We start from the raw sequence: 25427 nt of genomic DNA, 5'->3' as shown, positions 1-25427 counted from the left end.
CGCTACAATGTGGCTTTTGCCAACCATCGAGGTGTGCGTTTTGACTGCTCCAGGTCCTTTGAATTCCACTGCAGGCTCGCTTTTTGTCGTGGCGACGCCCATTGGCAACCTGGACGACATCAGTGCGCGTGCGCTGAAAGTGTTGCGCGACGTAAAACTGATCGCGGCTGAAGACACTCGGCACTCCCAGCGGTTGATGCAGCATTTCGGTATTCCGACCCCCTTGGCCGCCTGTCACGAACACAACGAACGTGAAGAAGGCAGTCGTTTTATCACTCGTTTGCTGGCGGGTGATGACGTGGCTTTGATCTCGGATGCGGGTACGCCGCTGATTTCCGACCCTGGCTATCATCTGGTTCGCCAGGCGCGGGCGGCTGGTATCAATGTAGTGCCTGTTCCGGGAGCGTGCGCGCTGATTGCTGCATTGTCTGCTGCCGGCTTGCCGTCGGACCGGTTTATCTTCGAAGGCTTCCTGCCTGCCAAGGCCGTCGGGCGCCGGGCGCGCCTGGAACTGGTAAAGGAAGAGCCACGCACGCTGATCTTCTACGAAGCCCCGCACCGCATCCTTGAGTGCCTGCAAGATATGGAGCTGGTGTTCGGCGGCGATCGCCTGGCACTGCTGGCGCGGGAAATCACCAAGACCTTCGAAACCCTCAAGGGCTTGCCGCTGCAGGAACTGCGCGAATTCGTGGAAGGCGACAGCAATCAGCAGCGCGGCGAGTGCGTAGTGCTGGTAGCCGGCTGGTCGGCGCCGGAAAGCGAAGATGCCGTGGGCAGCGAGGCAATGCGCATTCTTGACCTGCTGCTCAAGGAGATGCCATTGAAGCGCGCCGCTGCATTGGCCGCGGAAATAACCGGCGTACGCAAGAACGTCCTGTATCAAGTGGCGCTGGATAAACAAAAGGGCGAATAGTTCCGGGTTCTAACCTGCACTCCGTCTGAACATGATGGCATTAGTGTCTTTTAATACTTGTTCTAACGCCGCCGTGCCGTTAACCTGCGCGGCGGAGAGTCGATTGGACAGTCGCTGCCTTCTATGAAAATTAGAGGGGGGAGGAAAGTCCGGGCTCCATAGGGCGAAGTGCCAGGTAATGCCTGGGAGGCGTGAGCCTACGGAAAGTGCCACAGAAAATAACCGCCTAAGTACTTCGGTACCGGTAAGGGTGAAAAGGTGCGGTAAGAGCGCACCGCACGACTGGCAACAGTTCGTGGCTAGGTAAACCCCACTTGGAGCAAGACCAAATAGGGTCCCAAGGCGTGGCCCGCGCTGGGACCGGGTAGGTTGCTAAAGATGTCCAGTGATGGCCATCGTAGACGAATGACTGTTCAAGACAGAACCCGGCTTACAGATCGACTCTCCACCTTTTTTCCTTCTGTCCGAATCTCGGGCAGGAACCTGGTAGTAACGCGAGAATCCCTCCCTGCTGAATCGTCAGCAGATGCGTCTTCGTAATACCGAAAAAATCTTACTCTTAATAAATTACTTTAACTTTAAGCCTTAGCTCTTTGAGCTATTTGGTGTTGTTGAGTCAAAATCGCCGTCAAACTCTCGTTTCTCCTCCCTTTACCTTCCTAAATCTCCGTTCTGTAAGGCTTTTCCTTGAATCCGCGCCTTGACGGTGTGGTGGGCGCATTCCTATAGTGTGCGCAAGTGGCGGAAAGTGGCACAAAGTGGGTTTTTTGAACGTAAAACGCTAAAATTTGGAGAAACGCATCTGTGTTTCGCGGAGCTAACGCTATCAGTCTCGATGCAAAAGGCCGTCTCGCCATGCCGAGCCGGTATCGTGACGAGCTCATTTCGCGAAGTTCCGGGCAATTAATCATCACCATCGATGCCGTTGATCCCTGTTTATGTGTGTACCCGCTCGATGAGTGGGAGCTGATTGAAACCAAATTGCGTGCACTGCCTTCACTGCGTGAAGAGAACCGCCGCCTGCAACGCTTGCTGATTGGTAATGCCGTCGACCTCGAACTCGATGGCAGTGGTCGTTTCCTGGTTCCACCGCGTCTGCGCGAATACGCCAAATTGGACAAGCGCGCGATGCTGGTAGGCCAACTGAACAAGTTCCAATTGTGGGACGAAGATGCCTGGGATGCTGTTTCTGCAGCTGACCTGGCTGCTATTCAACAACCGGGCGCCATGCCTGATGAACTGCGTGATTTGATCCTGTGACTATTGATAGCGGCTTTAACCACATCACCGTACTGCTTGACGAAGCCGTTGAGGCTCTCGCCGTACGCGCGGATGGCTGCTATTTGGATGGCACCTTCGGCAGGGGCGGGCACAGTCGGCTGATCCTCAGCCAGCTGGGTCCGGACGGTAAGCTCCTCGGGTTCGACAAAGACCCTCAAGCGATTGCCACCGGGCAAGCGCTAGCGGCCGAAGACGGCCGCTTTGTCGTTGTGCAGCGCAGCTTTGCCGAGCTCGGTGCAGAAGTCGCCGAACGTGGCATGGCGGGCAAGGTGGCCGGGGTTCTGCTGGACCTGGGCGTGTCTTCCCCACAGCTGGACGACCCTGAGCGTGGCTTCAGTTTCATGAACGACGGCCCGCTGGACATGCGCATGGACCCAAGCCGTGGCATCAGCGCCGCGCAGTTCATCGCTACCGCTCCCCACGAAGAAATCACCCGCGTGTTCAAGGAATACGGCGAAGAGCGCTTCGCTGGCCGCATGGCGCGTGCCGTGGTCGAACGCCGGGAAATCCAGCCGTTCGAGCGCACGGCCGACCTGGCTGAGGTGCTGAAAGTCGCCAACCCTGCATGGGAAAAGGGCAAGAACCCGGCAACCCGTGCGTTCCAGGGCCTGCGTATTCACGTCAACAACGAATTGGGCGACCTGGAAGCCGGCCTCGAAGCCGCCCTGGAAGCTCTGGAAGTGGGCGGTCGCCTGGTGGTGATCAGCTTCCACTCCCTGGAAGACCGCATCGTCAAATTGTTCATGCGTCGCCTGGTCAAGGGCGAGTCCGACAACCTGCCGCGCAACCTGCCGGTGCGTTACGAAGCTTTTGTGCCGAAAATCAAAATCCATGGCAAAGCGCAGTTCGCTTCCGAAGCCGAACTCAAGGCCAACCCACGTGCCCGTAGCGCTGTCATGCGCGTTGCGGAGAAGTTGCGGTGAGCAAGCTTTTCGCCAAGCCCCTCCCGGGCGGCAGCTTCTTTATGTTGCTGCTATTTGTTGGCGTGCTGGTGTCCGCGATTGCGGTGTCCTACAGCGCCCACTACAACCGCCAACTGCTCAATACCCTGTACGGGGAATTGAGCGTGCGCGACAAGGCGCAGGCGGAGTGGGGCCGGTTGATCCTCGAGCAAAGTACCTGGACGGCCCACAGCCGCATCGAAGTGCTGGCCACTGAACAACTGAAGATGCACATCCCGGGCGCTGCAGAAGTTCGCATGGTGGCGCCATGATGAAACTCGAGGGCGCACTCTACCCGTGGCGTTTCCGCGTGGTGCTGGGGTTGCTGGCACTGATGGTGGGCGCGATTGCCTGGCGGATTATCGACCTGCAAGTGGTGGACCGTGACTTCCTGATCGGCCAGGGCGATGCCCGTAGCCTGCGGCATATCCCGATTCCTGCACACCGCGGCCTGATCACCGACCGTAACGGCGAGCCCCTGGCCGTCAGTACCCCGGTGACCACCCTGTGGGCCAACGCCAAGGAAATGCAGACCGCCAAGGACAAGTGGCCGGAACTCGCTGCTGCCCTGGGCCAGGACCCGAAAGCCCTGAGCGAACGCCTCGAAGCCCAGGCCAATAAAGAATTCATCTACCTGGTTCGCGGGCTCACCCCCGAACAAGGCCAGCAAGTACTCGACCTTAAAGTCCCCGGTGTCTACGGCATCGAGGAATTTCGGCGTTTCTACCCGGCCGGCGAAACCACCGCCCATATGGTGGGTTTCACCGACATTGATGATCACGGTCGCGAAGGCGTGGAACTCGCCTACGACGAATGGCTGGCCGGGGTTCCCGGCAAACGACAGGTCATCAAGGATCGGCGCGGCAGACTGATCAAGGATGTCCAGGTCACCAAAAACGCCAAGGCCGGTAAGCCCTTGGCGTTGTCGATTGACCTGCGCCTGCAATACCTGGCCAACCGTGAGCTGCGTAACGCGATCATCGAGAACGGTGCGAAAGCCGGCAGCCTGGTGATCATGGACGTGAAGACCGGCGAGATTCTCGCCATGGTCAACCAGCCGACCTACAACCCGAATAACCGTCGCAACCTGCAGCCGGCGATGATGCGCAACCGCGCCATGATCGACGTGTTCGAGCCGGGTTCGACCATGAAAGCCATTTCCATGAGTGCCGCCCTGGAAACCGGGCGCTGGAAACCGGCCGACAAGGTCGAGGTTTACCCGGGCACATTGCAGCTGGGCAAATACACCATTCGTGACGTGTCGCGCACCGAAGGTCCGGTGCTGGATTTGACAGGTATCCTGATCAACTCCAGTAACGTGGGCATGAGTAAAGTCGCCTTCGATATCGGCGGCGAAGCCATCTACCACCTCGCGCAGAAAGTCGGCCTGGGGCAACCCACCGGCCTGGACTTCCCGGGCGAGCGTGTGGGTAACCTGCCGAACTACCGTGACTGGAAAAAAGCCGAGACCGCCACGCTTTCCTACGGTTATGGCCTGTCGGTGACAGCCATCCAACTGGCCCACGCCTTCTCGGTGCTGGCCAACAATGGCCGCATGGTGCCGCTGAGCCTGATCCACCTGGACGAGGCGCCGCCTGCGACCCAGGTGATCCCGGAAAACGTCGCCAAGACCATGCAAGGCATGCTGCAACAAGTGATCGAAGCACCGCGTGGCGTGTTCCGTGCCCAGGTGCCGGCGTATCACGTGGCAGGCAAGTCCGGTACCGCGCGTAAAACCGCCGTGGGTACCAAGGGCTACGCCGAAAACTCCTACCGCTCGCTGTTCGCAGGCTTCGGCCCGATGAGCGATCCGCGCTACGCCATCGTCGTGGTGATCGATGAGCCGAGCAAAGCCGGTTACTTCGGTGGCCTGGTATCGGCGCCGGTGTTCAGCAAGGTGATGTCCGGGACGTTGCGCCTGATGAACATCACGCCGGACAACCTGCCGGCTACCCAACAAGCGAACGCCGGCCCGCCGGCCGCTGCTGTAAAAGCCAATGGAGGGCGCGGCTGATGTCTCTGAGCCTGAACAAGATTTTTGCCCACGCCGGCCGCGATCTGCTGATTCGCGAGTTGACCCTGGACAGCCGTAATGTGCGTGCCGGCGACCTGTTCCTGGCAGTGCCGGGTGGCAAGTTCGACGGCCGTGACCATATCGCCGACGCGCTGCAACGCGGCGCTGCGGCAGTAGCCTATGAAGTGGAAGGCGCCACCGTGCTGCCGATCACCGACGTGCCTTTGATTCCGGTCAAGGGCCTGGCTGCGCAATTGTCGGACATCGCCGGGCGCTTTTATGGCGACCCGAGCCGCACCCTGAACCTGGTGGGCGTGACCGGTACCAACGGCAAGACCAGCGTGACCCAATTGGTTGCCCAGGCGCTTGACCTGCTGGGTCAGCATTGCGGCATCGTGGGCACCCTGGGCACCGGTTTCTACGGAGCGCTGCAAAGCGGGCTGCACACCACGCCTAACCCGATTGCCGTGCAAGCGACCCTGGCCGACCTGAAAAAGGCCGGTGCCAAGGCGGTTGCCATGGAAGTCTCGTCCCACGGTCTGGACCAGGGGCGCGTGACTGCCCTGGCGTTCGACGTGGCGGTGATGACCAACCTGTCCCGCGATCACCTGGATTACCACGGGACCATGGAGGCCTACGCCGCCACCAAGGCCCGGCTGTTTGCCTGGAATGACCTGAAGTGCCGGGTGGTCAACCTGGACGACGAATTCGGTCGCCAACTGGCCGCCGCCCAAGGCGACGGTCGCCTGATCAGCTACAGCCTGGAAGACTCCAGCGCCTACCTGTATTGCCGTGAAGCCACCTTTGATGACGAAGGCGTGCGCGCCACGCTGGTTACGCCACAGGGCGAGCACCATTTGCGCAGCACCTTGCTCGGGCGTTTCAACCTGAGCAACGTATTGGCCGCCGTCGGGGCCTTGCTTGGCCTGGATTACGCCCTCGACGAAATCCTGCGGGTGTTGCCGAAGCTGGAAGGCCCGGCCGGTCGCATGCAACGCCTCGGCGGCGGCACCCAGCCGCTGGTGGTGGTCGATTACGCCCACACGCCGGACGCCCTGGAAAAAATCCTGCAGGCCCTGCGTCCCCACGCCAAGGGCAAGTTGCTGTGCCTGTTCGGCTGTGGCGGTGACCGCGATCGCGGCAAGCGCCCGCTGATGGCGGAAATCGTCGAGCGCCTGGCCGACGGTGTGCTCGTCACTGACGACAACCCGCGCAGCGAAGACCCAAGCCAGATTTTCGATGACATTCGTGTCGGCTTTAAAGATGCGTCCAAGGCGACGTTCGTCGCCGGTCGCGGTGCAGCCATCGCCCAATTGATCGCCGGCGCAAGTGCTGACGACGTGGTGGTGCTGGCCGGTAAAGGTCACGAGGACTATCAGGAAATCAACGGCGAACGCCACGCCTTCTCCGATCTGGTCGTGGCTGATCACGCCCTGACCGCGTGGGAGGTGGCCCATGCTTAAGCCGCTTAAATTCAGCGAACTGACCCAGGCCTTGTCGGCCCGCGTGCTGTCGGCTGATTGCAGCTTTGATGGCGTCAGCATCGACAGCCGGACGATCAAGCCCGGGCAACTGTTTGTCGCCTTGGCCGGCCCGAGTTTCGATGGCCATGACTACCTGAATGACGTCGCTGCCAAAGGCGCTGTCGGCGCTCTGGTGCAGCGCGAAGTCGCTGACTCGACGCTGCCACAATTGCTGGTCGCCGACACCCGCCTGGCCCTCGGCCAACTGGGGGCGCTGAACCGTGCCGCCTTCACCAAGCCTGTTGCGGCGATCACCGGTTCCAGCGGCAAGACCACGGTCAAGGAACTGCTGGCCGGCATCCTGCGCACGCGCGGCCCGGTCCTGGCGACCCGTGGCAACCTGAACAATGACTTCGGCGCTCCGCTGACCCTGCTCGAACTGGCCCCGGAACACACGGCGGCCGTCATTGAGCTGGGTGCTTCGCGCATCGGCGAAATCGCCTACACCGTGGCCATGACCAAGCCTCATGTCGCGGTGATCAGCAACGCCGGTACTGCCCACGTCGGCGAGTTTGGCGGCCCTGAAAAGATCGTCGAAGCCAAGGGCGAAATCATCGAAGGCCTCGACGCATCCGGCACTGCCGTGCTGAACCTCGATGACAAGGCCTTCGAAACCTGGCGTGTACGTGCCGCCGGTCGCAAGGTCCTGAGCTTCGCGGTGCAAAACGCCGCTGCCGATTTCCATGCCTCGAATATCAAGGCCGACGCTCGTGGCTGCCCTTCCTTCACCCTGCATACCCCGCAAGGTGACGAGCACGTACAACTGAACCTGCTGGGCAACCACAACGTCGCCAATGCCCTGGCTGCCGCCGCCGCCGCCCACGTGCTGGGCGTGTCGTTGTTTGGCATCGCCACCGGCCTTGGCGCCGTGCAACCGGTCAAGGGCCGCACCGTCGCGCAACTGGCCAGCAACGGCATGCGCGTGATTGATGACACCTACAACGCCAACCAGTCCTCGATCTGTGCCGCCATCGACCTGCTGACCGGTTTCGCCGGTCGCAAGGTGCTGGTGCTGGGGGATATCGCCGAGCTGGGCGAGTGGGCCGAACAGTCTCACCGTGAAGTCGGCGCGTACGCCGCCGGCAAGGTCGATGCCCTGTACGCCGTTGGCCTGAACATGCTTCACGCCGTGGACACCTTCGGGCCGGGCGCCAGGCATTTCGCCAGCCAGGCCGAACTGATCCAGGCACTGAGTGCGGCTGAACAAGACAAACACACCACTATTTTGATCAAGGGATCGCGCAGCGCGGTGATGGAAAACGTCGTCGCGGCCTTGTGTGGCTCAAGTACGGAGAAACATTAATGCTGCTGCTGCTGGCTGAGTATCTGCAACAGTTCCACAAAGGCTTCGCGGTCTTTCAGTACCTGACCCTGCGCGGGATCCTGGGTGTGCTGACCGCGCTGTCGTTGTCGCTGTTCCTCGGGCCATGGATGATCCGTACCCTGCAAAACCTGCAGATTGGCCAGTCGGTACGCAACGACGGCCCGCAGTCGCACCTGTCCAAATCCGGCACCCCGACCATGGGCGGCGCGTTGATCCTGTCGTCCATCGGCATCAGTACGCTGCTGTGGGCTGACCTGCATAACCGTTATGTCTGGACCGTGCTGCTGGTGACCCTGTTGTTCGGCGCCATCGGTTGGGTAGATGACTACCGCAAGGTGATCGAGAAGAACTCCAAGGGGCTGCCAAGCCGCTGGAAGTATTTCTGGCAGTCGGTGTTCGGCCTCGGCGCGGCGATCTTCCTGTTCATGACTGCGCCAAGCGCGGTGGAAACCACCCTGATCATCCCGATGCTCAAGGACGCCAGCATTCCACTGGGCGTCGGCTTCGTGGTGCTGACCTACTTCGTGATCGTCGGCTCCAGCAACGCGGTCAACCTGACGGACGGCCTCGACGGCCTGGCGATCATGCCGACGGTGATGGTGGGCGGTGCCCTCGGCATCTTCTGCTACCTGTCGGGTAACGTGAAATTCGCTGAATACCTGCTGATCCCTTATGTACCGGGCGCGGGCGAACTGATTGTGTTCTGCGGTGCGTTGATCGGTGCGGGCCTGGGCTTCCTGTGGTTCAACACCTACCCCGCACAAGTCTTCATGGGCGACGTCGGCGCACTGGCGCTGGGCGCGGCCCTGGGCACCATCGCGGTGATCGTCCGTCAGGAAATCGTCCTGTTCATCATGGGCGGTGTGTTCGTGATGGAAACCCTGTCGGTGGTGATCCAGGTTGCCTCCTTCAAATTGACCGGACGCCGCGTATTCCGCATGGCGCCGATTCACCACCACTTTGAACTCAAGGGCTGGCCTGAGCCGCGGGTGATTGTCCGTTTCTGGATTATCACCGTGATTCTGGTTCTGTTCGGCCTTGCCACCCTGAAACTGAGGTAGAAACGAGTGTCCCTGATCGCTTCAGACCACTTCCGCATCGTTGTCGGCCTCGGCAAGAGCGGCATGTCCCTGGTTCGCTTCCTGGCGAACCGGGGCACGTCGTTTGCCGTGGCCGATACGCGGGAAAATCCACCGGAGCTGGTCACGCTGCGCCGTGACTACCCGCACGTGGAAGTGCGTTGTGGCGAGCTGGATGTCGAGTTTCTGTGCCGTGCCGATGAGCTCTACGTGAGCCCCGGCCTCGCCCTGGCGACCCCGGCCCTGCAAGCGGCGGCGGCCCGTGGCGTGAAGTTGTCCGGCGACATCGAGCTGTTCGCGCGTAACGCGAAGGCGCCGATCGTGGCTATCAGTGGTTCCAACGCCAAAAGCACCGTCACCACCCTGGTGGGCGAGATGGCGGCTGCGGCCGGCAAGCGCGTGGCCGTGGGCGGCAACCTCGGTACGCCGGCGCTGGACCTGCTCAACGACGACGTCGAGCTGTACGTGATGGAGCTGTCGAGCTTCCAGCTGGAAACCACCGACCAGCTCAACGCTGAAGTGGCCACCGTGCTCAACGTCAGCGAAGACCACATGGACCGCTACAGCGGCCTGCCGGCCTATCACCTGGCCAAGCACCGGATCTTCCGTGGCGCGCGGCAAGTGGTGGTGAACCGTCAGGATGCCCTGAGCCGTCCGTTGATCGGCGAAGGTCTGCCGTGCTGGACCTTCGGCCTGAACAAGCCTGACTTCAAGGCCTTCGGCCTTCGGGAAGAGAACGGCGAGAAATACCTGGCCTTCGAATTCCAGAACCTGATGCCGGTGCGCGAACTGAAAATCCGTGGTGCCCACAACCAGGCCAATGCCCTGGCGGCGCTGGCGCTCGGTCACGCAGTTGGCTTGCCGTTCGACGCCATGCTCTCGGCCCTGCGCAGCTTTGCCGGCCTTGAGCATCGCTGCCAGTGGGTTCGCGAGCTGGATGGCGTTGGCTATTACAACGATTCCAAGGCCACCAACGTCGGTGCGGCACTCGCTGCCATCGAAGGTTTGGGTGCCGACATTCAAGGCAAGGTCGTGCTGATTGCCGGTGGCGACGGCAAGGGTGCCGACTTCAAGGACCTTAAAGGCCCGGTCGCCGCCAACTGCCGCGCCGTGGTGTTGATGGGCCGTGATTCCGGCCTGATCGCCGATGCCCTGGGCGACGCCGTACCGCAGGTGCGCGCGCAGTCCCTGGACGATGCCATCGCCCAATCCAAAGCCTTGGCTCAGCCGGGCGACGTGGTGCTGCTGTCGCCTGCCTGCGCCAGTTTCGACATGTTCAAGAACTACGAAGAGCGCGGCCAGCTGTTCGCCCGCGCCGTGGAGGCCTTGGCATGAGTATCAATTTCCGTAACATCATCAAGCCGTACCCGTCGCCGATCATTACCGGGCGCGGTATCGACCTGGACTTCCCGATGCTCGCCGGTTGCCTCGCGCTGCTGGGCCTGGGCCTGGTGATGATCACCTCGGCCTCCTCGGAAGTGGCTGCGGTGCAATCGGGCAACACCCTGTACATGATGATCCGTCACCTGGTGTACCTGGTGATTGGCCTTGGCGCATGCATCGTCACCATGATGATCCCGATCGCCACCTGGCAGCGCCTGGGTTGGCTGATGCTGGTGGGCGCCTTCGGCCTGTTGGTGATGGTGATCCTGCCCGGCATCGGGCGTGAGGTGAACGGCTCGATGCGCTGGATCGGCTTCGGTGCGTTCAACGTGCAGCCCTCGGAAATCGCCAAGGTGTTCGTGGTGATCTACCTCGCCGGCTACCTGGTGCGGCGCCAGAAAGAAGTACGCGAAAGCTGGATGGGCTTCTTCAAGCCGTTCATCGTGCTGCTGCCCATGGCCGGCCTGTTGCTGATGGAGCCGGACTTCGGTGCCACCGTTGTAATGATGGGCGCGGCGGCGGCGATGCTGTTCCTCGGTGGCGTCGGCCTGTTCCGCTTCACCCTGATGGTGGTGCTGGCGGTGGCCGCCGTGACCATTCTGGTGCAGGCGCAACCCTACCGGATGGCCCGTCTGATTACCTTTACCGACCCGTGGTCCGATCAGTTCGGTTCCGGCTACCAGTTGACCCAGGCGTTGATCGCCTTCGGTCGCGGTGAGTGGCTGGGCGTGGGCCTGGGCAATAGCGTGCAGAAGCAGTTCTACCTGCCGGAAGCCCACACCGACTTCGTGTTCTCGGTACTCGCCGAAGAGCTGGGCGTGGTCGGTTCGCTGTGCACCGTCGCGCTGTTCGTGTTCGTGTGTGTTCGCGGCATGTACATCGGCTTGTGGGCCGAAAAGGCCAAGCAATATTTCGCCGCCTACGTGGCGTACGGCTTGTCGTTCCTGTGGATCGGCCAGTTCCTGATCAACATCGGGGTGAACGTCGGCCTGCTGCCGACCAAGGGCCTGACCTTGCCGTTCCTCAGCTACGGCGGCAGCTCGTTGGTGATTTGCTGCGCCTGTCTCGGGTTGTTGCTGCGTATCGAGTGGGAGAGTCGGACCCACCTGGGCAGCGAAGAGATGGAGTTCAGCGAAAGCGACTTCGCCGAGGAGCCGAACCATGGGCGCTAACGTGCTGATCATGGCAGGCGGCACCGGTGGCCACGTGTTCCCGGCGCTGGCCTGTGCCCGTGAGTTCCAGAACCGTGGCTACACCGTGCATTGGCTCGGTACGCCGCGCGGCATCGAAAATGATCTGGTACCGAATGCCGGCTTGCCGCTGCATTTGATCAACGTCACCGGCTTGCGTGGCAAGGGCAAATTGTCCCTGCTGAAGGCGCCGTTCGTGTTGCTCAAGGCCGTGTGGCAGGCGCGCAAGGTGATCCGCGAAGTGAAGCCGGTATGCGTGCTGGGCTTTGGTGGCTACGTGACCGGCCCGGGCGGTGTTGCGGCAAGACTCGCCGGCGTGCCAGTGATCGTCCACGAGCAGAATGCCGTGGCCGGCACTGCCAATCGCCTGCTGGTGCCCTTGGCTGCACGGGTATGCGAGGCGTTTCCGAAGACCTTTGGTGCCGCGGACAAGTTGCGTACCACCGGCAACCCGGTGCGTACCGAACTGTTCATGGACATCGCCCGCCAGCCATTGGCCGGTCGCAAGGCGCACCTGTTGATCCTGGGCGGAAGCCTGGGCGCCGAACCGTTGAACAAATTGCTGCCTGAAGCGGTGTCGCAACTCCCCGTGGAGCTGCGCCCCGAGATCTTCCATCAGGCCGGCAAGAACCACGATGAAGTGACCGCCACGCGCTACCGCGAAGCGGGTGTGGAGGCGAATGTGCAGCCCTTCATCAAAGACATGGCCCAAGCCTATGGCTGGGCCGACCTGGTGGTCTGTCGCGCAGGTGCGTTGACCGTCAGTGAACTGGCCGCCGCCGGTCTGCCGTCCTTGCTGGTGCCTTTGCCCCACGCGATCGACGATCACCAGACCCGCAACGCCGAATATTTGGCCGGGGAGGGCGCTGCCTTCCTGCTGCCGCAAAGAACGACTGGCGCCGCCGATTTGGCCGCACGCCTGACCGAGGTTTTGATGCAACCGGAACGACTGAACAGCATGGCGAGCACCGCAAGCCGCCTGGCCAAACCTGACGCAACCCGCACCGTGGTCGATATCTGCCTGGAGGTGGCCCATGGTTGAGAATCAGAAAGCCATGCCACAGCCGGAAATGCGCCGCATCCGTCGCATCCACTTCGTCGGTATCGGCGGCGTGGGCATGTGCGGGATCGCCGAAGTGTTGCTGAACCTGGGTTATCAGGTGTCCGGCTCCGACCTGAAAATGTCGCCGGTCACCGAGCGCCTGGAATCGTTTGGCGCGAAAATCTTTATCGGCCACCGCGCCGAGAACGCCGCCGAAGCCGACGTGCTGGTGGTCTCCAGCGCTGTGAACACCTCCAACCCGGAAGTGGCCACCGCCCTTGAACGCCGCATTCCCGTAGTGCCGCGTGCCGAAATGCTGGCTGAGCTGATGCGCTACCGCCACGGCATCGCCGTCGCCGGTACCCACGGCAAGACCACCACCACCAGCCTGATCGCCTCGGTGTTCGCCGCCGGTGGCCTGGACCCGACGTTCGTCATCGGTGGCCGCCTGAATGCAGCCGGCACCAATGCACAACTGGGGACCAGCCGTTACCTGATCGCCGAAGCCGATGAAAGCGACGCCAGCTTCCTGCACCTGCAACCGCTGGTGGCCGTGGTGACCAACATCGACGCCGACCACATGGCGACCTACGACGGTGACTTCAACAAACTGAAGAAAACCTTCGTCGAGTTCCTGCACAACCTGCCGTTCTACGGTCTGGCCGTGGTGTGCCTGGACGATCCGGTGGTGCGCGAAATCCTGCCGCTGGTGAAGCGTCCGACCGTGACCTACGGCTTCAGCGAAGACTGTGACGTGCGCGCGATCAATGTGCGCCAGCAAGGCATGCAGACTTTCTTCACCGTGCTGCGTCCTGACCGCGAGCCGCTGGATGTCTCGGTGAACATGCCGGGCAACCACAACGTACTCAACTCCCTGGCGACCATCTGCATCGCCTCCGACGAAGGCGTCAGCGATGAAGCCATCGTCGAAGGCCTGTCGGGTTTTGCCGGCGTGGGTCGTCGCTTCCAGGTCTACGGCGAACTGCCGGTGGACGGCGGCAACGTGATGCTGGTGGACGACTACGGTCACCACCCGACCGAAGTGGCAGCGGTGATCAAGGCCGTACGCGGTGGCTGGCCGGAACGCCGCCTGGTGATGGTGTACCAGCCGCACCGCTACAGCCGTACCCGCGACCTGTACGACGATTTCGTCAATGTACTGGCGGATGCCAACGTGTTGCTGCTGATGGAAGTCTACCCGGCCGGTGAAGAACCGATCCCGGGTGCCGACAGCCGCAAGCTGTGCAACAGCATCCGTCAACGCGGCCAGTTGGACCCGATCTACATCGAGCGTGGTGTGGACCTGGCGCCGATCGTCAAGCCGCTGCTGCGTGCCGGCGACATCCTGCTGTGCCAGGGTGCCGGTGACATCGGTGGCCTCGCCCCTAAATTGCTGGCAAGCCCGCTGTTTGCCGCCGCACAGGGGAAGTCGAAATGACCACTGACTACGGCTCCCTGTTCTCGACCATTCAACCTGCCGACTTCGGCCGGGTTGCGGTGCTGTTCGGTGGCAAGAGCGCTGAGCGTGAAGTGTCGCTGAAGTCCGGCAATGCCGTGCTGGAAGCGCTGCAAAGTGCCGGTGTGAATGCGTTCGGCATCGACGTGGGTGATGACTTCCTGTCGCGCCTGCAGGCCGAGAAGATCGACCGCGCCTTCATCATTCTTCACGGACGTGGCGGTGAAGACGGCAGCATGCAGGGCCTGCTGGAGTGCCTGGGCATTCCGTATACCGGCAGCGGCATCCTCGCTTCGGCCCTGGCCATGGACAAGTTGCGCACCAAGCAGGTGTGGCACAGCCTGGGTATTCCGACCCCGCGTCACAGCGTGCTGTGCAGCGAAGACGATTGTATTTCTGCAGCCAAGGAACTGGGCCTGCCTTTGATCGTCAAACCAGCCCATGAAGGCTCCAGTATCGGCATGGCTAAAGTGAACTCAGCCGCCGAATTGATTGACGCATGGAAAGCGGCCAGTACCTACGATTCGCAAGTGTTGGTGGAACAGTGGATTCAAGGTCCCGAGTTCACCATCGCTACTCTGCGTGGCCAGGTATTGCCGCCCATCGCATTGGGCACGCCCCACACCTTTTACGACTACGACGCCAAGTATGTGGCCTCCGATACCCAGTACCGGATCCCGTGCGGCCTCGACGCAGCCAAGGAACAGGAATTGATGGACCTCACGGCGAAAGCCTGTGAGGCGCTGGGTATCGCCGGTTGGGCGCGGGCAGACGTGATGCAGGATGACCAGGGGAACTTCTGGTTCCTGGAAGTCAACACTGCACCCGGGATGACCGACCACAGCCTGGTACCCATGGCCGCTCGTGCCGCCGGCCTGGATTTCCAGCAGTTGGTGCTGGCGATCCTGGCAGCAAGCATAGAGCCACGAGGCTAAGACCATGAACGGCGCATCGCTTCGTCATCAGCAACCCGCTCCCGGCCGCAAGCCGGTGCCGCGTGGTGCCAGCCGAATGGTGGCTAAAGAGCCGATGTCGGCGCGCATGCCGAAAGCCAACTTTGGTTTTCTCAAGGCGTTGTTCTGGCCGGTGATCCTGGTGGCCCTGGGATTCGGTACGTATGAAGGCGCCCAGCGCCTGCTGCCGTATGCCGACCGGCCGATCACCAAGATCAGCGTGCAGGGTGACTTGAGCTACATCAGCCAGCAAGCCGTGCAGCAGCGAATCGCCCCGTTTGTGGCGTCGAGCTTCTTCACCATCGACCTGGCAGGCATGCGCTCCGAGCTGGAACAGATGCCATGGATTGCCCACGCCGAAGTACGTCGCGTGTGGCCGGATCAAGTGACGATCCGCCTGGAAGAACAACTGCCCGTGGCCCGTTGGGGTGATGGTGCGCTGTTGAACAACCAGGGCCAGGCGTTTGCACCTCGCGAAGTGGCGAATTACGAGCACCTGCCGCAGTTGTTCGGACCGCAGCGGGCGCAGCAGCAAGTGATGCAGCAGTACCAGGCGTTGAGCCAGATGCTGCGGCCGTTGGGCTTCTCGATTGCGCGACTGGAATTGCGCGAGCGGGGCAGCTGGTTTTTGACCACGGGTGCAGGCAGTTCCGGCCCGGGCATCGAGTTGTTGCTGGGACGCGGCAACCTGGTGGAAAAGATGCGCCGTTTTATCGCCATCTATGAAAAGACCTTGAAAGAACAGATTACGAACATTGCGAGCATCGACCTGCGTTACGCCAACGGCCTTGCCGTCGGCTGGCGGGCCCCTGCGGCGCCCACGGCAGCGCAACCTGCTGTCGCGAAGAATTAAGAAGAGGCAGGACCCATGGCAAACGTGCAAAGCGGCAAAATGATCGTCGGTCTGGATATCGGCACCTCCAAGGTGGTGGCGCTGGTAGGCGAGGTCGCGGACGACGGCACGCTGGAAATCGTCGGAATCGGCACGCATCCGTCCCGGGGCCTGAAGAAGGGCGTGGTGGTGAATATTGAATCCACCGTGCAATCGATCCAGCGCGCCATCGAAGAAGCGCAGCTGATGGCCGGTTGCCGGATTCACTCGGCATTTGTCGGCGTTGCCGGCAACCACATCCGCAGCCTGAATTCCCACGGCATCGTGGCGATTCGCGACCGCGAAGTCAGCTCGGCCGACCTGGAGCGGGTACTCGACGCAGCGCAAGCCGTGGCGATCCCGGCTGACCAGCGCGTGCTGCACACCCTGCCGCAGGACTACGTGATCGATAACCAGGAAGGCGTTCGCGAGCCCCTGGGCATGTCGGGCGTACGTCTGGAAGCCAAGGTTCACGTAGTGACCTGCGCCGTCAACGCGGCACAGAACATTGAAAAATGCGTGCGCCGCTGCGGCCTGGAAATCGACGACATCATTCTCGAGCAGTTGGCTTCGGCTTACTCGGTACTGACCGACGACGAAAAAGAACTGGGCGTGTGCCTGGTGGACATCGGCGGCGGCACCACGGACATCGCGATCTTCACCGAGGGTGCGATTCGTCACACCGCGGTGATCCCGATTGCCGGTGACCAGGTGACCAACGACATCGCCATGGCGTTGCGCACACCGACCCAGTACGCCGAAGAAATCAAGATCCGTTACGCCTGCGCCCTGGCCAAGCTGGCCGGTGCCGGTGAAACCATCAAGGTGCCAAGCGTGGGCGACCGTCCACCGCGCGAACTGTCGCGCCAGGCATTGGCCGAAGTGGTCGAGCCGCGCTACGACGAACTGTTCACCCTGATCCAGGCTGAACTGCGTCGCAGCGGCTACGAAGATTTGATCCCGGCCGGCATCGTGCTGACCGGTGGCACCTCGAAGATGGAAGGCGCGGTCGAACTGGCCGAGGAAATCTTCCACATGCCGGTCCGCTTGGGCGTGCCCCATGGCGTGAAAGGCCTGGGCGACGTAGTGCGCAACCCGATTTATTCCACCGGTGTGGGCTTGCTGTTGTACGGGCTGCAAAAGCAGACCGACGGCATTTCCCTGTCGGGCCCGAGCAACCGCGACAGCTACAGAAGCGACGACGAAGCGAAAGCGCCGTTGTTCGAGCGGTTGCAGGCTTGGGTGAAAGGCAATTTCTAAAGATTTACCGCAACACCGTTTCAAGTAGTAGGCGAAAAAACTAGAGAAATGAAAGGAGAGGGAAAATGTTCGAACTCGTAGACAACATCCCCGCAAGCCCGGTCATCAAAGTGATCGGCGTCGGCGGTGGCGGCGGCAACGCTGTCAACCACATGGTCAAGAGCAACATTGAAGGCGTTGAATTCATCTGCGCCAACACTGACGCCCAGGCCCTCAAAAGCATCGGTGCACGCACCATCCTGCAATTGGGCACAGCCGTGACCAAGGGCCTGGGTGCCGGCGCGAATCCGGAAGTCGGCCGTCAAGCCGCCCTGGAAGACCGCGAGCGCATCGCTGAAGTGCTGCAAGGCACCAACATGGTGTTCATCACCACGGGCATGGGCGGTGGTACCGGTACCGGTGCTGCGCCGATCATTGCCGAAGTGGCCAAGGAAATGGGGATCCTGACGGTTGCCGTCGTGACCCGTCCATTCCCGTTCGAAGGTCGCAAGCGCATGCAGATCGCCGATGAAGGCATCCGTCTGCTGTCCGAAAGCGTCGACTCGTTGATCACCATTCCCAACGAGAAGCTGCTGACCATCCTCGGCAAGGACGCAAGCCTGCTGTCTGCGTTTGCCAAGGCTGACGATGTACTGGCCGGTGCCGTTCGCGGTATCTCCGACATCATCAAGCGTCCGGGCATGATCAACGTCGACTTTGCCGACGTACGTACCGTGATGAGCGAAATGGGCATGGCGATGATGGGCACTGGCTGCGCCAGCGGTCCGAACCGTGCACGTGAAGCTACCGAAGCGGCCATCCGCAACCCGTTGCTGGAAGACGTGAACCTGCAAGGCGCACGCGGCATCCTGGTGAACATCACCGCCGGTCCTGACTTGTCCCTGGGTGAGTACTCCGACGTGGGTAGCATCATCGAAGCCTTCGCTTCCGAGCACGCCATGGTCAAGGTCGGTACCGTTATCGATCCGGACATGCGCGACGAACTGCACGTGACCGTTGTTGCGACCGGCCTGGGTGCGAAAATCGAGAAGCCTGTAAAGGTCATCGACAACACCGTCCATACCAGCCACGCCAGCCAGCAAGCTGCCGCTCCAGCGCCTTCGCGCCAGGAACTGCCGTCTGTGAACTATCGTGACCTGGATCGTCCGACCGTGATGCGCAACCAGGCTCAGGCCGGTGCTGCTGCATCCCGCAGCCCGAATCCGCAAGATGACCTGGACTACCTGGACATCCCGGCTTTCCTGCGTCGTCAGGCCGATTAATGGAATGTATCAGGGCTATGAAGGTGATTGGTGTTCAGCAAAGGTCTGGTCTGCTATTATCGCCAGCCTTTGTTGATACCAGTTCGCAATTTGCGCTGAAGCGGTCCAAGCCATGATTAAACAACGCACCCTGAAGAATATTATCCGTGCCACAGGTGTAGGTCTGCACTCCGGGGAGAAGGTATACCTGACCCTCAAGCCCGCACCTGTCGACACCGGCATCGTGTTTGTTCGTGCCGACCTGGACCCTGTGGTGCAGATACCTGCTCGCGCGGAAAATGTTGGCGAAACCACGATGTCGACCACGTTGGTCAACGGTGACGTCAAAGTGGACACGGTGGAGCACTTGCTCTCGGCCATGGCCGGTCTGGGCATCGATAACGCCTACGTCGAGCTCTCCGCGTCCGAAGTCCCGATCATGGATGGCAGCGCCGGACCCTTCGTATTCTTGATTCAATCTGCCGGCCTGGAAGAACAGGACGCAGCCAAGAAGTTCATTCGCATTCTGCGGGAAGTGACAGTAGAAGACGGCGACAAGCGCGCCACCTTCGTCCCGTTCGAAGGCTTTAAAGTGAGCTTTGAGATCGATTTCGATCACCCGGTATTCCGTGACCGCACCCAAAGTGCAAGCGTGGATTTTTCCAGCACTTCGTTCGTAAAAGAAGTCAGCCGCGCCCGTACCTTTGGTTTCATGAGTGACATCGAGTACCTGCGCAAGCACAACCTCGCACTCGGCGGCAGCGTTGAAAACGCCATTGTGGTCGACGCGGATGGTGTACTGAACGAAGACGGCCTTCGCTATGAAGACGAATTCGTGAAGCACAAGATCCTCGATGCAATCGGTGACCTCTACCTGCTGGGCAATAGCCTGATAGGCGAGTTCAAAGGCTTCAAGTCTGGCCACGCCCTGAACAACCAACTGCTGCGCAAGCTGATTGCACAGACAGATGCCTGGGAAGTCGTGACCTTCGAAGATGCCAGCACCGCACCGATCTCTTACATGCGTCCCGTCGCGGCGGTGTAAGTAACAACTCTCTTTCCTTTTGTTTTTAAAGGCTGCCTTCGGGCGGCCTTTTTTTTGATCGTTCCTACGCTCTGCGTGGTAACGCCTCCTGTGACGCTTCGCGTCACGGCTTTAAAGCGCCGGCATCAACAACGCGATTACGCCCGGTATGCTTGGCCTCATACAGCGCCTGGTCGGCGTTGAGCAGTAATTCCTCCAGCGTGGTGCGGCTGTTTTTGGTCCAGGTACTGAGGCCGATGCTGACGGTAATCGGCACCGTATCCCCGCCCACTCGCGGCAGGTGTTCGACACTGCTGCGGATATGTTCAGCAATCACGCGCGCACCCTGGCTGTCGGTGTGCGGCAGCACCACTGCAAATTCTTCCCCACCATAGCGAGCCGCGAGGTCAGCCGGGCGGCGGATATTGCCCTCGATCACCTGCGCCACCGTGCGCAGTGCCTCGTCGCCACCTTGATGGCCATGTCGGTCGTTGAACGCCTTGAAGTGGTCCACGTCAATCATCAGCACCGTCAACGGCTCGGCCGAACGCTGGGCGCGGTCCCATTCCAGGCGCAGGCGCTGGTCCAGGGTGCGGCGGTTGGCCAGGCCGGTGAGCGCGTCGGTGGCTGCCAGTTCTGACAGCACCTGTTCGGCACGGTGGCGCCTGCGCAATTCCATGCAGAGCATCCAGGTCAGCCACAAAAGGCCGATGCACAAAATCCCGGTGGCGCCGCTGATCACCAGTGCTGCGCGCTTCCAGGGGGCGAATATGTCATTCGTGGACAGCCCTACGACGACGATCAGCGGTAAATCGCCCACCGTTGAGAAGGTATACAGGCGGTGCTCCTCATCCACACTGGAGGTGCCGCGAAAGTTGCCGTCGCGCTCGTGCAATATGCGCGCGACGTTGGGCCGCTGGCTGAGGTCCTTGTCGATCATGTCCCGTTCCAGCAGCGGCTGCTGGGCCAGCAGGATGCCTTGCCGGTTGATCAGGTTGATGGTGCTGTCGCTGCCGATATTCAGGCTGCGGAACAGTTGCTGAAAGTACGACAGGCGCATGGTGGCCACGGCCACGCCGAGGAATCGCCCATCCGGCCCGGAAACCCGGCGGCTGAATGCGATACGCCATTGGTCGTCACACACGCAGCGCGCCGTGAAGGGCCGGCTGATGAACAGGCCCAGGTCGGGATTCTGCCGATGGGCCTGGAAGTAATCGCGGTCGGCGAAGTTGGCGGATTTGGGCGTCTGCAGGGCTGAGTCGGCGATCACGTTGCCATCCTTGTCCAGCAACAGGATGTCGCCTTTGTAGGGCGCCGCTTCCGAACGGTCGAACAGCACCAGGTGACGGATGCCGGCCGATACCCCAGCCAAATCAGTGCGTTCGGTGGCGGCGATCAGGCCTTTGATCGACAAGTCGTACAGCTCGACGTTGCGCAGCACGTCGGCGTCGATCAGTTGGGTGATGTTATTGGCCGTGCGCTGGGCCGCCTGCAACGTGTTGGCGTGTTCGCGAATCAGCAGCACCGCGACCACCGACATGATCAGCAGCACCGTGACGCAACTGCCGATGATCAGCAGCAGCTCCGGGCGGTGGGTGGGGCGGGGCGGGCGGGTAGTGCCTGGGCTCATCGGGCGTACTTCTGCTTCGAGGATGCCCTTAGCGTAGTTGCTGATAACGGCTTATGTGGCCTGGCTGTGAACGATGCGGTTGCGCCCGGAATGCTTGGCGTCATACAGCGCCCGATCGGCACTCAGCAGCAGCTCTTCCAGCGAGCCACGGCTGCGTTTGTCCCAGGTACTGAGCCCGACGCTGACGGTGACCGACAGCGCGTCGCCGTCCGCCGGTGGCAAGTGCTCTACCGCACTGCGGATATGTTCGGCGATGGTGCTTGCGCCCTCGCCGTCGGTATCCGGCAGGATCACCGCGAACTCTTCACCGCCGTAGCGCGCGGCCAGGTCGGCGGGGCGACGAATATTGCTGCCGATGACCCGGGCCACGTTGCGCAAGGCCTCGTCGCCACCCTGGTGACCATGGCGGTCGTTGAAGGCCTTGAAGTGGTCGACATCAATCATCAGCAAGGCCAGTGGCTCGCCTGAGCGTTGCGCGCGCTCCCATTCCAGGCGCAGGCGCTGGTCGAGGGTGCGGCGGTTGGCCAGGCCGGTGAGGCCGTCGGTGGCCGCCAGTTCCGACAACACCTTCTCGGCGCGATAGCGGCGGCGCAGTTCCAGGCGCAGCATCCAGGTCAGCCACAACAGCCCCACACACAGCACGCCGGTGGCGCCACTGATCAGCAGGGCGGCGCGCTTCCAGGCGGCAAACACGTCATCGCTCGACAACGCCACCACCACAATCAGCGGCAGCGCGCCGACGCTGGTGAAGGTGTACAGCCGTTGCGCGCCACTGATGGCGGAGATGGCGCTGAAACTGCCGCTGCCTTCGCGCAGCATTCGCTTGAAGTTGGGCCGCGCGCTCAGGTCCTTGTTGATCATGTCTCTTTCGAGCAGCGGCTGCTGGGCCAACAGGATGCCGTCGTTATTCAGCAGGTTGATGCTGCTGCCGCTGCCGATGGTCAGGCTATTGAACAACTGGTCGAAATACGCCAGGCGCATGGTTGCCACCGCCACACCGGCAAACTCGCCATTGGGTCCGGGCACCCGGCGGCTGAAGGCGATGCGCCAGACTTGATCGCAGTCGCAACGAATCTTGAAGGGCCGACTGATGAACAGCCCGGCATCGGGGTTCTGCTGGTGGATCTGGAAATAGTCGCGATTGGCGAAGTTGCGGGGCGTGGGCGCCAGCGTGGAAGAGTCGGCGGTGACCGCGCCGGTTTTGTCCAGCAGCAGGACTTCGCCTTTGAAAGGGGCGGCCGTGGACTGGTCGAACTGCACCATATGCAGGACTTCGGCGGAAACCTGGGGCAGGTCATCGCGAGTGGTTGCGGTGATCAGGCCGTTCAGCGCCAGGTCGTAGAGCTCGACGTTGCGCAACACATCGGCATTGATCAGTTGGGTGATATTGCTGGTGGAACGCTTGGCTGCCTGCAAGGCGCTGGCGTGTTCGCGGATCAGCAGTACGGCAACGATGACCACGATCAGCACGACAGTAAGGCCACTGCCCAGAATCAGCAAAAGCTCCGGGCGTGCAGGCAGGGTGAAGGCGCGGCGTTGACTCATGGGACTGGCTTCGGCACTCAAGATGCTGGCAGTTTAGTTCCATGCTGTGAAAAATAAGTCGTCGCCGCTAAAAGAAAGCCTGAAGGTTAAAAAACGTCAATCGGATAGTCGACGATCACGCGGTACTCATCCACGTCCCGGTCCACTGCCGCGTAGCCATTGCCGCCGCGATTGGTCGCCCATTGCAGGCGCACGGCCAGGTCCTTGGCCTTGCCGCCTTGCACCACGTACTTGAGGTCGATGTCCCGTTCCCAGTGCTTGGCGTTCTTGCCGTCGGCACTGTACCAGGATGAGTAACCACGGCTGTCCGGATCGACCGTGGTCAGGTCGGTCTTGCCGCTGATATACGACACTGCCGAGGTCAGGCCCGGCAGGCCCAGCCCGACGAAGTCATAGGCGTACTTGAGCTTCCACGAGCGCTCGTTGGGGCCGTTGAAGTCGGAGTATTGCTGGGAGTTGTCCAGGTAGATGCTGTCGCCCTGGCTGATGTAGTCGAACGGCGTGTTGCCGTTGACCCGCTGGTAGGCGGCGGTAACGCTGTGATTGCCCACGCCCACGGTGAAATGCAGGCTGTAGGTGTTGTTGTCGATGTTGCCCAGCAAGGCTTTGCCGGTCTCCTGGGTGTGGTAGTAGTGCAGGCCCGGGTTCAGGCTGACCAGCTCGTTCAACTGCCAGGTGTAGTCCAGGTCGTAGTAGTACTGGTTCCAGATGTCCTTGAGTTCGGACGCGTACAGGTTGCTGGTCAGCCCCGGCACGCCGCTGAAGGACACGCCGGCCCAGTCGAGGTGGCGGCTGTCTTCGCCATTGGGCAATGCGCCGTAGCTGGTGCCGATGCGGCGATGGCCGCTCTGGTTGTAGAGCTTGGTGAAGCTGGCCTGGCCGCCCTCGAACATCCAGCCGTCCAGGCTGTGGTTGGTCAGGCTCACGCCGCGGAAGGTCTGGGGCAGCATGCGGGTCATGCCGCCGGCAATCACCGGGTTGTTGAGGAACAGGTCGCCGGCTTTCAGTTCGGTGTCGAAGGCGCGCATTTTCAGGGTGGCGCCGGCGGTGGAGAACGAGCCGGGCGCTTTGCCGTTGCCGGAGCTTACCGGCAGGATGCTCGAGCCATCGGTGCCGCCACCGCCGTCGAGCTTGAGGCCGAGCATGGCGTTGGCGTCCAGGCCGAAGCCGACGATGCCGGGGGTGTAGCCGGATTCGAAGATGCCGATGAAGCCCTGGCCCCATTCCTTGCTGTCATCGGTGTGAATGTCGCGACGGTCGCGGTTCATGTAGTAGTTGCGGGTGTTGATCTTGAAGCTGGAACCTTCGACGAAGCCGTCGGTGGCCGGGGTGTCTGCCGCGTGGGCAAGGGGAACGATCGTTGCAGCAATCGCGAGGAATAACGGGGTGAACGTCAGCGAGGTTTTCACCGGTGGAGCTCCTTTGGGTCAATCGAAACCGGCCAGTGTTGTTGGGGTTCCTGGCCTTTTTTCAGCGCAAAAAAAAGCCGCTGAACTCAGCGGCTTTAAGACAGATTCCCAGTGTAGAGCCCTGGAAATAAGTCGAGGGAAATCGGGGGAGAGCGGGTCGGTCTTAACCGCTGCGCTCATCGATGCGACAAATTAGCGCAGGTGAGCGGTGCGATACAGAGTGTAACAAGATAATGACTGTTGCCCAAATCGCAACAGTCTGGCAGTGGGGTGTGAGGGGCGGCCTGACAAGCCCTACCCAAGAATGTTAGCGTGCTTGCCATTCCCACGTAGTCGATGAGCCCGCCTTCCATGAAAAAGACCGTCCTCGCCTTCAGCCGCGTCACCCCGGAAATGATCGAACGCCTGCAACAGGATTTCGATGTCATCGCCCCCAACCCCAAGCAGGGCGACATCAACGCCCAGTTCAACGAAGCCTTGCCCCATGCCCACGGCCTGATCGGCGTAGGCCGCAAACTGGGCCGCGCGCAACTGGAAGGTGCGAGCAAACTGGAAGTGGTTTCCAGCGTGTCGGTGGGCTACGACAACTACGACCTGGCGTACTTCAATGAGCGCGGGATCATGCTCACCAACACCCCGGATGTGCTCACCGAAAGCACCGCCGACCTGGCCTTCGCCCTGCTGATGAGCAGCGCCCGCCGCGTCGCCGAACTGGACGCCTGGACCAAGGCCGGCCAGTGGAAAGCCAGCGTCGGCGCGCCGTTGTTTGGCTGTGATGTACACGGCAAGACCCTGGGTATCGTCGGCATGGGCAACATCGGCGCGGCCATCGCCCGTCGGGGTCGCCTGGGCTTCAACATGCCGATTCTGTACAGCGGTAACAGCCGCAAGACCGAACTGGAACAGGAACTCGGCGCGCAATTTCGCAGCCTCGACCAGTTGCTGGCCGAAGCCGATTTCGTCTGCCTGGTGGTGCCGTTGAGCGAGAAAACCCGCCACCTGATCAGCCATCGCGAGCTGGGCCTGATGAAATCCAGTGCGATCCTGGTGAACATCTCCCGTGGCCCGGTGGTGGATGAGCCGGCGCTGATCCAGGCCCTGCAAAACCAGACCATCCGTGGTGCCGGCCTGGATGTGTACGAGCAGGAGCCGCTGTCCGAGTCGCCGCTGTTCCAACTGAGCAATGCGGTGACCCTGCCGCACATCGGCTCGGCCACCAACGAGACCCGCGAAGCCATGGCCAACCGCGCCCTGGAAAACCTGCGCAGCGCCTTGCTGGGCGAGCGTCCGCAGGATCTGGTAAACCCGCAGGTGTGGAAGGGCTGACGACTGCTTGTTGTAGGTAGGA

Annotated in this window: 21 protein-coding genes and 1 other RNA gene; 19 read left to right on the top strand and 3 right to left on the bottom strand. The window is 61.5% G+C overall.

Features of this window, described 5'->3' with window-relative positions:
- Window positions 1-7: 7 nt before the first annotated feature.
- From rsmI to lpxC, 18 genes are all read left to right on the top strand, one after another.
- Window positions 8-913, top strand: a complete 906-nt coding sequence (rsmI, locus tag HX805_RS10900) for a 16S rRNA (cytidine(1402)-2'-O)-methyltransferase (protein WP_161635740.1) — start codon at window positions 8-10, stop codon at window positions 911-913.
- 95 nt (window positions 914-1008) lie between these two features.
- An RNA gene (gene rnpB, locus HX805_RS10895) (RNase P RNA component class A) lies at window positions 1009-1362 on the top strand.
- 355 nt (window positions 1363-1717) lie between these two features.
- The gene (mraZ, locus tag HX805_RS10890) at window positions 1718-2173 is read left to right on the top strand and encodes a division/cell wall cluster transcriptional repressor MraZ (protein WP_003171868.1); all 456 of its coding nucleotides are present in this window, start codon (window positions 1718-1720) and stop codon (window positions 2171-2173) included.
- Window positions 2170-3117, top strand: coding sequence for a 16S rRNA (cytosine(1402)-N(4))-methyltransferase RsmH (gene rsmH, locus HX805_RS10885; RefSeq protein WP_003216201.1), 948 nt, complete (start codon window positions 2170-2172; stop codon window positions 3115-3117). Before mraZ ends, rsmH begins: the two co-directional genes overlap by 4 nt.
- Window positions 3114-3407 carry a cell division protein FtsL gene (gene ftsL, locus HX805_RS10880; protein WP_003216203.1) on the top strand — a complete coding sequence of 98 codons (294 nt, stop codon included), beginning with the start codon at window positions 3114-3116 and terminating at the stop codon, window positions 3405-3407. Before rsmH ends, ftsL begins: the two co-directional genes overlap by 4 nt.
- Window positions 3407-5149, top strand: a complete 1743-nt coding sequence (locus HX805_RS10875; protein WP_166742205.1) for a penicillin-binding protein 2 — start codon at window positions 3407-3409, stop codon at window positions 5147-5149. Before ftsL ends, HX805_RS10875 begins: the two co-directional genes overlap by 1 nt.
- The gene (locus tag HX805_RS10870; RefSeq protein WP_177116866.1) at window positions 5149-6612 is read left to right on the top strand and encodes a UDP-N-acetylmuramoyl-L-alanyl-D-glutamate--2,6-diaminopimelate ligase; all 1464 of its coding nucleotides are present in this window, start codon (window positions 5149-5151) and stop codon (window positions 6610-6612) included. The genes HX805_RS10875 and HX805_RS10870 overlap by 1 nt, the downstream gene beginning before the upstream one ends.
- Window positions 6605-7975 (top strand): UDP-N-acetylmuramoyl-tripeptide--D-alanyl-D-alanine ligase, encoded by a 1371-nt coding sequence (murF, locus tag HX805_RS10865; protein WP_177080100.1) that lies wholly within the window; start codon window positions 6605-6607, stop codon window positions 7973-7975. Before HX805_RS10870 ends, murF begins: the two co-directional genes overlap by 8 nt.
- Complete coding sequence (gene mraY / locus HX805_RS10860; protein WP_008434230.1) at window positions 7975-9057, top strand: phospho-N-acetylmuramoyl-pentapeptide-transferase; 1083 nt, start codon at window positions 7975-7977, stop codon at window positions 9055-9057. The genes murF and mraY overlap by 1 nt, the downstream gene beginning before the upstream one ends.
- A gap of 6 nt (window positions 9058-9063) precedes the next feature.
- Window positions 9064-10410, top strand: coding sequence for a UDP-N-acetylmuramoyl-L-alanine--D-glutamate ligase (gene murD / locus HX805_RS10855; protein WP_076014386.1), 1347 nt, complete (start codon window positions 9064-9066; stop codon window positions 10408-10410).
- Window positions 10407-11630, top strand: a complete 1224-nt coding sequence (gene ftsW / locus HX805_RS10850) for a putative lipid II flippase FtsW (protein WP_003216215.1) — start codon at window positions 10407-10409, stop codon at window positions 11628-11630. The genes murD and ftsW overlap by 4 nt, the downstream gene beginning before the upstream one ends.
- Window positions 11620-12690: an undecaprenyldiphospho-muramoylpentapeptide beta-N-acetylglucosaminyltransferase gene (murG, locus tag HX805_RS10845; protein ID WP_008434228.1), complete on the top strand. Its 1071-nt coding sequence runs from the start codon at window positions 11620-11622 to the stop codon at window positions 12688-12690. The genes ftsW and murG overlap by 11 nt, the downstream gene beginning before the upstream one ends.
- Window positions 12683-14128 (top strand): UDP-N-acetylmuramate--L-alanine ligase, encoded by a 1446-nt coding sequence (murC, locus tag HX805_RS10840; RefSeq protein ID WP_003216219.1) that lies wholly within the window; start codon window positions 12683-12685, stop codon window positions 14126-14128. The genes murG and murC overlap by 8 nt, the downstream gene beginning before the upstream one ends.
- Window positions 14125-15081, top strand: a complete 957-nt coding sequence (locus HX805_RS10835) for a D-alanine--D-alanine ligase (RefSeq protein WP_003216220.1) — start codon at window positions 14125-14127, stop codon at window positions 15079-15081. Before murC ends, HX805_RS10835 begins: the two co-directional genes overlap by 4 nt.
- A 4-nt stretch (window positions 15082-15085) precedes the next feature.
- A complete protein-coding gene (locus HX805_RS10830) occupies window positions 15086-15952 on the top strand; it encodes a cell division protein FtsQ/DivIB (RefSeq protein ID WP_023659197.1) in 867 nt (288 codons plus the stop codon).
- Window positions 15953-15967: 15 nt separating this feature from the next.
- A complete protein-coding gene (gene ftsA / locus HX805_RS10825) occupies window positions 15968-17230 on the top strand; it encodes a cell division protein FtsA (protein WP_003216224.1) in 1263 nt (420 codons plus the stop codon).
- Window positions 17231-17295: 65 nt separating this feature from the next.
- Complete coding sequence (gene ftsZ, locus HX805_RS10820) at window positions 17296-18492, top strand: cell division protein FtsZ (protein ID WP_003216225.1); 1197 nt, start codon at window positions 17296-17298, stop codon at window positions 18490-18492.
- Between the two features lie 112 nt (window positions 18493-18604).
- Window positions 18605-19516 (top strand): UDP-3-O-acyl-N-acetylglucosamine deacetylase, encoded by a 912-nt coding sequence (gene lpxC / locus HX805_RS10815; protein ID WP_003216227.1) that lies wholly within the window; start codon window positions 18605-18607, stop codon window positions 19514-19516.
- Window positions 19517-19619: 103 nt separating this feature from the next.
- Here lpxC and HX805_RS10810 read toward each other — a convergent pair whose 3' ends face one another.
- The 3 genes from HX805_RS10810 to HX805_RS10800 form a co-directional block, all read right to left on the bottom strand.
- On the bottom strand, window positions 19620-21125 hold the full coding sequence (locus HX805_RS10810; RefSeq protein WP_177116865.1) for a diguanylate cyclase: 1506 nt from the start codon (window positions 21123-21125) through the stop codon (window positions 19620-19622).
- A gap of 51 nt (window positions 21126-21176) precedes the next feature.
- Window positions 21177-22670: a sensor domain-containing diguanylate cyclase gene (locus HX805_RS10805; RefSeq protein WP_003216231.1), complete on the bottom strand. Its 1494-nt coding sequence runs from the start codon at window positions 22668-22670 to the stop codon at window positions 21177-21179.
- Window positions 22671-22756: 86 nt separating this feature from the next.
- On the bottom strand, window positions 22757-24079 hold the full coding sequence (locus HX805_RS10800) for an OprD family porin (RefSeq protein ID WP_177036211.1): 1323 nt from the start codon (window positions 24077-24079) through the stop codon (window positions 22757-22759).
- Window positions 24080-24430: 351 nt separating this feature from the next.
- On the opposite strand from HX805_RS10800, the gene HX805_RS10795 reads away from it, so the two are divergent.
- A complete protein-coding gene (locus tag HX805_RS10795; RefSeq protein ID WP_102369884.1) occupies window positions 24431-25405 on the top strand; it encodes a D-glycerate dehydrogenase in 975 nt (324 codons plus the stop codon).
- The last annotated feature ends 22 nt before the right edge of the window (window positions 25406-25427 follow it).

This window comes from Pseudomonas sp. G5001 (genome assembly GCF_013385475.1).
Classification (GTDB): Bacteria; Pseudomonadota; Gammaproteobacteria; order Pseudomonadales; family Pseudomonadaceae; genus Aquipseudomonas.
The sequence above is the reverse complement of the archived record's forward strand: the minus strand, read 5'-3'. Positions and strand labels throughout refer to the sequence as shown.